At 65.7% G+C, this 725-nt stretch carries 1 protein-coding gene and 1 pseudogene; one reads left to right on the top strand and one right to left on the bottom strand.

Translation table 11 applies throughout. The annotated features are described in order from the left end of the window. On the top strand, positions 1-325 hold a 325-nt coding region (locus QZH66_RS17585), incomplete at its 5' end, for a hypothetical protein (protein WP_305807115.1). 67 nt (positions 326-392) lie between these two features. On the opposite strand, the pseudogene QZH66_RS17580 reads toward QZH66_RS17585, so the two are convergent. Then, a pseudogene (locus QZH66_RS17580) lies at positions 393-524 on the bottom strand (IS5/IS1182 family transposase); the annotation flags it as partial. Positions 525-725: the final 201 nt, after the last annotated feature.

The following is a 725-nucleotide window of genomic DNA, read 5'->3' as shown; positions in this document are numbered from 1 at the left end:
GGACAAGGTTGTAACCACCGAAGGCCTGGCCCTGATAGACGGTGGCTGGAGTACGCAGGACATCGGCGCAGCGGCGCTGAGTCTGGCCATGGGACGTGATCAGCAGCACACGGCACAAGAAACTGTGCAGTGGTTGTGGAGCCGCGCGCATGGCAGCGAAGGTACGGCCGAGCAGCTGCAGCCCTATGTGCAGTTGCTGCAGTCGGGTGCGGTGACGGCGGGGGATCTGGCGTGGGAGGCGGCGCAGTATGCGCTGGCGCATCCTGCGGTGGAGCTGGCTGGGGTGCAGCAGCACGGGCTGGTGTATGCCTCGATGGGTGTTTGAGCGGCGAGATTGCTGTCATCGGAGGCGACGGTCAACGGGCCAAGTCTCCTTCACAGTTTTAGAGCGGCTAGCAAACCGTGGCGGGAGTTCGAACGCGGATGACGCAGCACGCCAGGGAAAGCCGCGCGACATGAACGTCGATGCGACGCTCAAATCGGGTACGCAGCTTGCCAAACGCTGCCAGCCAGGAGTGAGTTTGCGCGGACCCGCCCGATAAGCAAGGCCCTTCTACAGAGCCCAGGACAAGCTCAAAACACGTCGGTGTCGCCAGGCTGGAAGGCCGGGCTGGGCCACTGGTCGTAGAACTGCGCGCCCTGCATGGCGGTGGCCCAGATGGGGGTTGGCCGCGCCTGGCCCCCCGCATGGGGCAGCCAGCTCACCCAGGGGCCTGCGGCCTGCG

It is taken from the genome of Stenotrophomonas sp. YIM B06876, from assembly GCF_030711595.1.
Taxonomy (GTDB): Bacteria; Pseudomonadota; Gammaproteobacteria; order Xanthomonadales; family Xanthomonadaceae; genus Stenotrophomonas.
This window is presented reverse-complemented; position numbering and strand designations above follow the sequence as displayed.